Source organism: Mesorhizobium sp. M0184, assembly GCF_040322215.1.
Lineage (GTDB): Bacteria > Pseudomonadota > Alphaproteobacteria > Rhizobiales > Rhizobiaceae > Mesorhizobium.
This window is the reverse complement of the sequence record NZ_JAMYSZ010000071.1, coordinates 1-9,128: the sequence shown is the minus strand read 5'-3', so window position 1 is coordinate 9,128 and position 9,128 is coordinate 1. Positions and strand designations below refer to the sequence as shown.

The following is a 9,128-nucleotide window of genomic DNA, read 5'->3' as shown; positions in this document are numbered from 1 at the left end:
CGGCGCCCGACAGCGTGAACTCGTCGGTGTGGCAGATGCCGGTTGCCTTGATCTCGACCAGCACCTCGCCATCACGGGGACCTTCGAGGTCGACCTCCATGATCTCCAGCGGCTTTCCGGCGGCAACGGCGACAGCGGCGCGCGTTTTCATCAGGCAATCCTCCCAAGGCAGTCTGCAATCCAGGTTAGATTTAACTTACCATTCAGCTCTGCGCTATGCACGAAGCGACGTTCTGACCCCGGATTTTCGTCAGCGCCCGCCGATTTGCATGCGGGATAGGCTCCGACTTTGCCTTGACCGGCCCCCTGAAGCCCATAAAACGGGAAGCCCGTACAAGAAGGGCAGCCGAGGGACGAGGCCTGCATGTTCACAAAGATCCTGGTCGCCAACCGTGGCGAGATCGCCTGCCGCGTGATCAAGACCGCGCGCAAGATGGGCATCGCCACCGTCGCGGTCCATTCCGACGCCGACCGCGACGCCGTGCATGTCGAAATGGCCGACGAGGCGGTGCATATCGGGCCTTCGCCGGCTGCGCAAAGTTATCTGGTCGCGGAAAAGATCATCGCCGCCTGCAAGGCCACAGGAGCAGAGGCCGTGCATCCCGGCTACGGTTTCCTGTCCGAGCGGGCATCCTTCTGCGAAGCGCTGGAGCAGGAAGGCATCGTCTTCATCGGCCCGAAGCCCAAGGCCATCAAGGCGATGGGCGACAAGATCGAATCGAAGAAGTTCGCCAACGCGGCCAAGGTGTCGACGGTGCCCGGCTGGCTCGGCGTCGTCGAAAGCGCCGCCCATGCCGAAAGAATAGCCGGCGAAATCGGCTATCCCGTGATGATCAAGGCTTCGGCCGGCGGCGGCGGCAAGGGCATGCGCATCGCCTGGAGCAAGGCAGAGGTGCGCGACGGCTTCGACCGGGCGCGGTCGGAGGCCAAAAGCTCGTTCGGCGATGACCGCGTCTTCATCGAAAAATTCATCGTCGATCCGCGCCATATCGAAATCCAGGTGCTCGCCGACGCGCATGGCAACACGCTCTATCTCGGCGAGCGCGAATGCTCGATCCAGCGCCGCAACCAGAAGGTCGTGGAGGAGGCGCCGTCGCCGTTCCTCGACGCCAAGACCCGCAAAGCCATGGGCGAGCAGTCGGTGGCGCTGGCCAAGGCCGTCGACTACCAGAGCGCCGGCACGGTCGAGTTCATCGTCGACAGCGACAAGAACTTCTATTTCCTGGAAATGAACACGCGGCTGCAGGTCGAGCATCCGGTGACGGAACTCGTCACCGTCATCGACCTGGTCGAGCAGATGATCCGCGTGGCGGCCGGCGAAAAGCTCGCCATCAAGCAGAGCGACGTCAAGCTGAACGGCTGGGCGGTGGAAAGCCGCCTCTATGCCGAAGATCCGTATCGCAACTTTCTGCCGTCGATCGGCAGGCTGACGAAATACCGGCCGCCGGAAGAGGGAAAATTCGGCGAAATCGTCATCCGCAACGATACCGGCGTTACCGAAGGCTCGGAAATCTCGATGTTCTATGACCCGATGGTCGCCAAGCTGTGCACCTGGGCGCCGACACGGCTGGCGGCGATAGACGCGATGTCGGAAGCGCTGGACAGTTTCGTCGTCGACGGCATCGAGCACAACATACCGTTCCTGGCGGCGCTGATGCAGCATCCGCGCTGGCGGGAAGGGCGGCTATCGACGGCGTTCATCGCCGAGGAATATCCCGACGGCTTCGCGCCCATTGTGCCGAACAGCGAAGAAAACGCGGTGCTGGCCGCGATCGCAACCGCGGTCGAACTGCTGCGCCGCGACCGGCTCGACCGGCTGGGCGGGCGGCTGGCGCCGCATTCGGGCGCCTTGAAACGCGATTGGGTGGTGAAGATCGGCCGGGATTATCTTTCGGTTGCCATCGTCGAAGGCATGATTTCCATTCCGATCGAGCTTGACCTGTCGATCGACGGCGGCGAGCCACTGACGGTGACCTCCGACTGGCGGCCGGGCGATCTCATCTGGCGCGGCGCGGTCGGCGGCCGCAAGGTCGCGGCGCAAGTCAGGCCGGTGCTGAACGGGTTCCGCATCGCCTGGAAAGGCATCTCGGTGACGGCCCGCGCCATGCTGCCGCGCACCGCCGAGCTCGAAAGGCTGATGCCGGAAAAAGGCGCGCCGGATACCTCGAAGATGCTGCTTTGCCCGATGCCCGGCCTCGTCGTATCGATCGCCGTTGCCGAGGGGCAGGAGGTCAAGGCCGGCGAGACGCTGGCCGTGGTCGAGGCGATGAAGATGGAAAACGTGCTGCGCGCCGAGCGCGATCTCATCGTCTCGAAGCTCAACGCCAAGCCCGGCGACAGCCTTGCCGTCGATGCGGTGATCATGGAATTCGCGTGAGGCCGAAACCCCCGCCCTCGACGCCCGTCAGAAGTTGGCGGGACAGCGCCCTCTGTCCTGCCGGACATCTCCCCCTCCAGGGGGGAGATTGGCAGCCTCGGCGCCTCGCTCGCTCCTGCAACGTTGGAAATTGGCGAAAGCCGAGATGATGGCCAATCTCCCCCCTCGTGGGGGAGATGTCCGGCAGGACAGAGGGGGGCGCGAAGGAACGCGACCTTGCAATTGGTTGGGCACGCTCGCTTGAGGAGGAACAAGGCGAGGCCGTGAGGAATTCGCACTTTTTCCCCGTCGCGCCGTATTTTGTTCTTGCTTTGTGCCGGCAGCTATGCTACTAATTTGGGTATGGTGCTAATTGGCTCCAACCCGCCCGCCAAGGCGGGTTTTTGTTTTCGGGCTTCGACTGACGTGGTGGTTGCTGCGGACTTAGCTCGGCTCCTCGTGCCACGGCTCAACCTCGCAAAAGGCGTCAATCCAGGCATGAAAACTTGGCGCAACCTCATCGACGGTTCCAAAGTCGTGATCGAAGAACCAAATTGCCCGCATGTCGGCGCTGTCGCCGCCAAGCTGGTTTGCATTGAAGCAGAACTTGTTTCCTAACGAATCGCTCGCGATAGCTACAAGCCGGTCAGGCATCCCGATTTCACGCCAGCCAAGCGTTTCCTCGACTATCTCCTTCGGAGAATAGAAGTTAGCAAGGTCATGCAGATCCAGTTTACGCTCGACGATCGCGTTTAAAAGCGCGATCGTGGGCCGAGGCAACCCGACGTCAAGTACTGCCTTTCGATAGTCTTCGGGAAAGTGGACGCCTAGCTGCTGCTCAGCAGCACCCAAATCCTCCTCGGAGACTGAGTAAGGGGGATATGCAGGGGTGGTCCACTTCTCAACGAATCGCGAAAGTGACATGCGCGCTACCTTACAACACGGAATAGGGCTAAGCAGCTTGGGAACGCATGGCAACGCCAGCTTTCCCCAAGCCATCTCGGTGGACTCCGGTTTATCGGTTCTCGGCCTGATCACTACCGCTGGACTCGTGTTACCCGGTGCCGGACAATACATCTTCATCGACTGAGTCCTTGTGAGGCGGCGCGAAAAAACCATGGCGGATGAAAGACTTCCACGCGATCCCTTGCTGCGCGAGGCCTATGCAAAGGCGTCGCGGGCGGAGGCGGCGGCGCGTCGGTTCATTCATCTGCGCGTGCATTCGGCCTATTCGCTGCTCGAAGGTGCCTTGCAGCTCGGCAAGATCGTCGGCCATGCGGTGCAGGACGAATGCCCGGCAATCGCCGTCACCGACACCAACAATCTGTTCGGCGCGCTGGAATTCGCCCAGAAGGCGGTAAAGGACGGCATCCAGCCGATCATCGGCTGCCAGATCGACCTCGCCTTTTCCGGCGAGGCGAGCGACAGCCAGCGCGACCGCAGGCGGCAAGGACCGGAGATGCGGCCGGTCGTCCTGATCGCCGCAACCGAGGCCGGCTACGGCAATCTGGTCAGGCTGGTCAGCCGCGTCTACCTCGAGACACCGCCCGGCGAAGCGGTGCATCTGACGAGCGAGATGCTGCAGGGCCATTCCGACGGTCTGATCTGCCTTACGGGCGGGCCGCGCGGTCCGATCGGCACTGCCTTGAAACAGGATCGCCGCGAACTCGCCGAGACCCGGCTGCTGGCGCTCAAGAGCCTGTTCGGCGACCGGCTCTATGTCGAGCTTGAGCGCGTGTCCGGCTACGACCGCGCCGTCGAGCAGTCGTCGGTCGATCTCGCCTACCGCCACGATCTGCCGCTGGTTGCCACCAACGAGGCGTTTTTCTTCTCTCGTGAAGACTATGAGGCGCATGACGCCCTGATCGCCATCGCCGAAGGTTCCGTGGTTGCGGCCGACAATCGCCGCCGCCTTTCGCCCGACCACTTCCTGAGAAGCCAGGCCGATATGGCGAGGCTGTTCGCCGACCTGCCGGAAGCAATCGACAACACCGTCGAGATCGCGCTGCGCTGCTCGTATTACCCGAAGACCCGCAATCCGATTCTGCCGCGCTTTGCCGGCCGCGATGTCGCCGACGCCGATGCTGCGGTCAAGGCGGAGGCGCAGGAGCTTGCCAGGCAGGCGCATGAAGGGCTGGAGGCGCGGCTGGCGGCGCACTGGCCGACGCCCGGCTATACCGTCGAGCAATATCGCGAAAGGCTGGATTTCGAGCTCGGCGTCATCGAGAAGATGAAATATCCGGGCTATTTCCTGATCGTTGCCGACTTCATCAAATGGGCCAAGGCACAAGGGATTCCGGTCGGCCCGGGCCGCGGTTCGGGCGCCGGCTCGCTGGTCGCCTATGCCACGACCATCACCGACATCGACCCACTGCGTTTTTCGCTGCTGTTCGAGCGCTTCCTCAATCCCGACCGCGTGTCGATGCCCGACTTCGACATCGACTTCTGCCAGGACCGGCGCGAGGAAGTCATCCGCTACGTCCAACAGAAATACGGCCGCGACCAGGTTGGCCAGATCATCACCTTCGGCACGCTGCAGGCGCGCGCGGTGCTGCGCGACGTCGGCCGCGTGCTGCAGATGCCTTACGGGCAGGTCGACAAGCTGAGCAAGATGGTGCCGTCGAACCCGGCCAATCCGGTCAAGCTCGCCGACGCCATCGCCAACGAGCCGCGCTTTGCCGAAGAGGCGGAGCGTGAGCCGATCGTGCAGACGCTGCTCGATACGGCGCAGAAACTGGAAGGTCTTTATCGGCACGCCTCGACGCACGCCGCCGGCATCGTCATCGGCGACCGGCCGCTGTCGGAGCTGGTGCCGATGTACCGCGATCCGCGCTCGGACATGCCGGTCACGCAGTTCAACATGAAATATGTCGAGCAGGCCGGGCTGGTGAAATTCGACTTCCTTGGCCTGAAGACGCTGACGGTGCTGGACAGGGCCGTCAAGCTGATCCGCCGCCGCGGCATCGAGATCGATCTTGCCCACATTCCGCTCGACGACCCCGAAACCTACGCCATGCTGTCGCGCGGCGAGGTGGTCGGCGTGTTCCAGGTGGAAAGTGCCGGCATGCGCAAGGCGCTGATCGGCATGCGGCCCGACTGTATCGAGGACATCATCGCGCTGGTCGCGCTCTACCGGCCGGGGCCGATGGAGAACATACCGACCTACAACGCCAGAAAGCACGGCGAGGAGGAGATGGCGTCGATCCACCCGAAGATCGACCATCTCGTCAAGGAGACGCAAGGCGTCATCGTCTACCAGGAACAGGTGATGCAGATCGCGCAGGAGCTCTCCGGCTATTCGCTGGGCGAAGCCGATCTGCTGCGCCGCGCCATGGGCAAGAAGATCCGCGCCGAGATGGACAAGCAGCGCGAGCGCTTTGTTTCGGGCGCGGTCGAGCGCGGCGTCGGCAAGCCGCAAGCCGACTTCATCTTCGACCTGCTGGCAAAGTTTGCCGACTACGGCTTCAACAAATCGCATGCCGCCGCCTATGCCGTCGTCTCCTACCAGACCGCCTATCTGAAGGCGCATTACCCTGTCGAATTCCTGGCGGCATCGATGACGCTCGACATGGGCAATACGGACAAGCTCGCCGATTTCCGCCAGGATGCGCTGCGCCTCGGCATCGAGGTGGTGGCGCCGTCGGTCATGACGTCGTTCCGGGATTTCGAGGTCGGCGAGAACCGCATCTTCTATTCGCTGGCCGCGCTCAAGGGCGTCGGCGACGCGGCGGTCGAGCACATCGTCGCCACGCGCGGCGAAAAACCCTTCAAGAGCCTCGCCGATTTCTGTGAAAGGGTCGATCCGAAGATCGTCGGCAAGCGCGTCTTCGAAAGCCTGATTATGGCCGGCGCGCTCGACTGCTTCGGTCGTGACCGCGCGGCGATGATGGCCGGCGTCGAGCGGATGATGGGGCTGGCGTCGCTGGCGCAGCAGAATGCCGCCACCGGCCAGCATGACATCTTTGGCGCCTCGCTCGGCGCACAGTCGCAGGCGCTCAACTTGCCGGCGACCGATCCCTGGCTCGCCGCCGACCGCCTGCACCGTGAATTCCAGGTGGTCGGGTTCTATCTCTCGGCGCATCCGCTCGACGAATACAAGGCGGCGCTGCAGAAAATGCGGGTGCAGACCTGGGGCGAGTTTTCGGCCGCCGTCAAACGCGGTGCTGCCGCCGGCCGGCTCGCCGGCACGGTGACCACCAAGCAGGAGCGCAAGACGCGCACCGGCAACAAGATGGGCGTCGTGCAGTTCTCCGACACGTCCGGCCAGTATGAAGCGGTGCTGTTTTCCGAGGGGCTGGCGCAATACCGCGACTTGCTCGAACCCGGCCGCTCGGTGGTGATCACCGTTTCGGCCGAGGACAGGCCTGAAGGCGTCAATCTGCGCATCCAGACCGTGCAGTCATTGGAGGAAGAGGCAAGCCGTATCCAGAAAGCGTTGCGCATCTTCGTCAGAAATGACGCACCGGCATCGACAATCCAATCGCAGCTTGGCCAGCGTGGCGACAGTCAGGTGAGCATCATCGTCATCAAGGAAGGCGGCGAGGGCGAGGTCGAGATCGAGTTGCCCAACCGCTACCGCGTATCGCCTCAGATCGCGTCGGCGATGCGGGCGGTGCCGGGCGTGGTCGAGGTGGAACTGGTCTAAGAGTTAGCGCACGCTTATGAAGCGGCGATCTCCGCCGGTTGCGGTGCTCTCCGCTGCAGGTTGAGCAGATTTCCCATGAGGATCAGCAGGGCGCCACCGGCGGTGAAGGCGTCGATCTGCTCGTGATAGAGCAGCCATCCGATCACCGCCGACAGCGGCACGCGCAAAAAGTCCATTGGCGAGATGACCGTCGCATCGGCATAGACAAGTGCGCGGGCCATGCAGAAATGCGACGACATGCCGGTGAAGGCTATGAGCAGGATCCACGGCCAGAGCTCAAGCGGCGGGTTTTGCCATTCGTAAAGCGCCGGGACCAGGCCAAGCAGCGACTGGATGATCAGCATCCAGAAGATGATGCGCACGACGCTGTCCGTCCGCGTCAGCGACTTGACGAGAACCACCGAGACGCCGAAGCAGACCGCGGCTCCCAGCACGATAACATGCCCCGGATTGACCGCGCCGACGCCCGGACGCACGATGATCACCACGCCGATCAGCCCGAGCACGATCGCCGCCAGCCGTGGCCGGGAGAGCCTTTCGCCGAGGAAAGCGACCGCCAGCAGCGCGGTCCAGATCGGCGTCGTGAATTCGATCGAGATCAGCACCGCAAGCGGGATCAGCGTCAGGGCGTAGAGCCAGGCAGCCTGGCCGGTATAGTGGACGACGTTGCGGGCGAGATGGGCCAGCGGGCGCCCGGTGCGCATCGCCGGAAAACCGCCTGACATCATGACCAGCGGCAACAGGATGAAAAAGCCGATCACCGAGCGCAGCTCGAGCACCTGGAAGACGTTGAGTTCTGCCGTCGTGGCGCGGCCGGCCACCGACATCGCCAGGAACGAGGCGATCGACAGCGCCATCCAGAACGCGGCCTTGGGGATCGAGGGTGCGGGTGCCATGGGCGCTATGTCGCAAGCCGGCGCTTTCATCGCAACCGCTAGCCGACGCATTCGACTGGGCCAGCCGTGAAGCGTTGCAACAGTGATGTTGAAGCCGGAACCCGCCGCTGAGGGAAGCGTTGGTCCCTCAGTGTTTGTGCTGTGTTTTGGATACCAACGAGGAGCGGTCCGATGAAATCACTTGCACGATTTGTACTTGCCGGCTGCCTGACGGCCGGGGCCGGCGCAGCGCATGCCGACGATCCGGATTTTCTTCGCACGTTCCAGGGGAATTTCGCCGGCAAAGGCATCGTCAAGGTGACCACCGATGCGCCGACGGTGAATGTCTCCTGTCATTTCAATTCCGACGCAACGTCGAGCTCGTTGTGGCTGGACGGCAGCTGCCGCGGTCTTATCGTGGTGACGCGCGCCATCAGCGCGGACCTCAGGTCCAGCGGGACGAAATACACCGGCACCTATGTTGGATCGCGCACCGGGCCGGCGCAATTGAGCGGCAGCCGCTCCGGCAATGCAATCAATCTCGGCATCCGCTGGGCCAAGGAGGTCAATGGCGATCGCAAGGCGCAAATGACGGTTGAGAAAACCGGCGAGGACGGCATGCGGCTGACCGTCGTCGATACCGATCCGAAAACCGGGAAGAGTGTGGTGACCACCCGGATCGATCTGCAGCGCACGTGATCTTCTTGTTTGATCATGATCTTTTTGAAAACCGGTTTCCACTTTTCGCGTACGCGGACCTTCGGTTCGGGATCATGGTCTGGTTGTGAAAATCTGACGCTTAGTACCGACGCGAAAGACGGCTCGGGGTGGGCAGCAGTCAGTCCCGGCACAGCGATCTTGACAGGTTGGAAGCCGATCGGCAGCCAAGATTTCATCGTTCGTTTCGTTGGACCATCATAAACATTCGGGATCGGCCGAAACTTCCCCAACTTCGTCATCCTTGGGCGAAGCGCCGTCGCGCAGACCCTGGGATCCATGCCGTTACCACGCGGCAGTGCGCCTGCGGACCAGAACCGAACTACCACCCCGTTCCGCGAAAAAGCTCGAACCACTCTGGATTGGTCTTCTCGATCAGCTCGATCTTCCACTGCCGCGGCCAGCGCTTCAGCGACTTCTCGCGCTGAATGGCGTCACGAATGTCGAAACGTTCCTCGTACCAGACCAGGCGCTGCACGCCGTAGCGGCCGGTGAAGCGCGAACCTTGGCCGGATTTGTGCTCCGGCATGCGGCG

At 62.8% G+C, this 9,128-nt stretch carries 6 protein-coding genes and 1 pseudogene; 3 read left to right on the top strand and 4 right to left on the bottom strand.

Features of this window, described 5'->3' with window-relative positions:
- Window positions 1-151, bottom strand: a pseudogene (locus NKJ23_RS33990) (S-(hydroxymethyl)glutathione dehydrogenase); the annotation flags it as partial.
- 213 nt (window positions 152-364) lie between these two features.
- Between NKJ23_RS33990 and NKJ23_RS33985 the strand changes: the two are divergent.
- A complete protein-coding gene (locus NKJ23_RS33985) occupies window positions 365-2,377 on the top strand; it encodes an acetyl-CoA carboxylase biotin carboxylase subunit (RefSeq protein ID WP_352685086.1) in 2,013 nt (670 codons plus the stop codon).
- Between the two features lie 423 nt (window positions 2,378-2,800).
- On the opposite strand, the gene NKJ23_RS33980 is transcribed toward NKJ23_RS33985, so the two are convergent.
- Window positions 2,801-3,280 (bottom strand): SMI1/KNR4 family protein, encoded by a 480-nt coding sequence (locus tag NKJ23_RS33980; RefSeq protein WP_352622657.1) that lies wholly within the window; start codon window positions 3,278-3,280, stop codon window positions 2,801-2,803.
- A 193-nt stretch (window positions 3,281-3,473) separates the two neighbouring features.
- Between NKJ23_RS33980 and dnaE the strand changes: the two genes are divergently transcribed.
- The gene (gene dnaE / locus NKJ23_RS33975; RefSeq protein ID WP_352685084.1) at window positions 3,474-7,001 is read left to right on the top strand and encodes a DNA polymerase III subunit alpha; all 3,528 of its coding nucleotides are present in this window, start codon (window positions 3,474-3,476) and stop codon (window positions 6,999-7,001) included.
- 14 nt (window positions 7,002-7,015) lie between these two features.
- Here the strand turns inward: dnaE and NKJ23_RS33970 are convergent, their stop codons facing one another.
- Window positions 7,016-7,897 (bottom strand): DMT family transporter, encoded by an 882-nt coding sequence (locus tag NKJ23_RS33970; protein ID WP_352685082.1) that lies wholly within the window; start codon window positions 7,895-7,897, stop codon window positions 7,016-7,018.
- 171 nt (window positions 7,898-8,068) lie between these two features.
- Here NKJ23_RS33970 and NKJ23_RS33965 point away from each other — a divergent pair, with 171 nt between their 5' ends.
- Window positions 8,069-8,575, top strand: a complete 507-nt coding sequence (locus NKJ23_RS33965; RefSeq protein WP_352685080.1) for a hypothetical protein — start codon at window positions 8,069-8,071, stop codon at window positions 8,573-8,575.
- A gap of 340 nt (window positions 8,576-8,915) precedes the next feature.
- Here NKJ23_RS33965 and NKJ23_RS33960 read toward each other — a convergent pair.
- A partial coding sequence (locus NKJ23_RS33960; protein WP_352685077.1) for a GIY-YIG nuclease family protein occupies window positions 8,916-9,128 on the bottom strand: 213 nt, incomplete at its 5' end.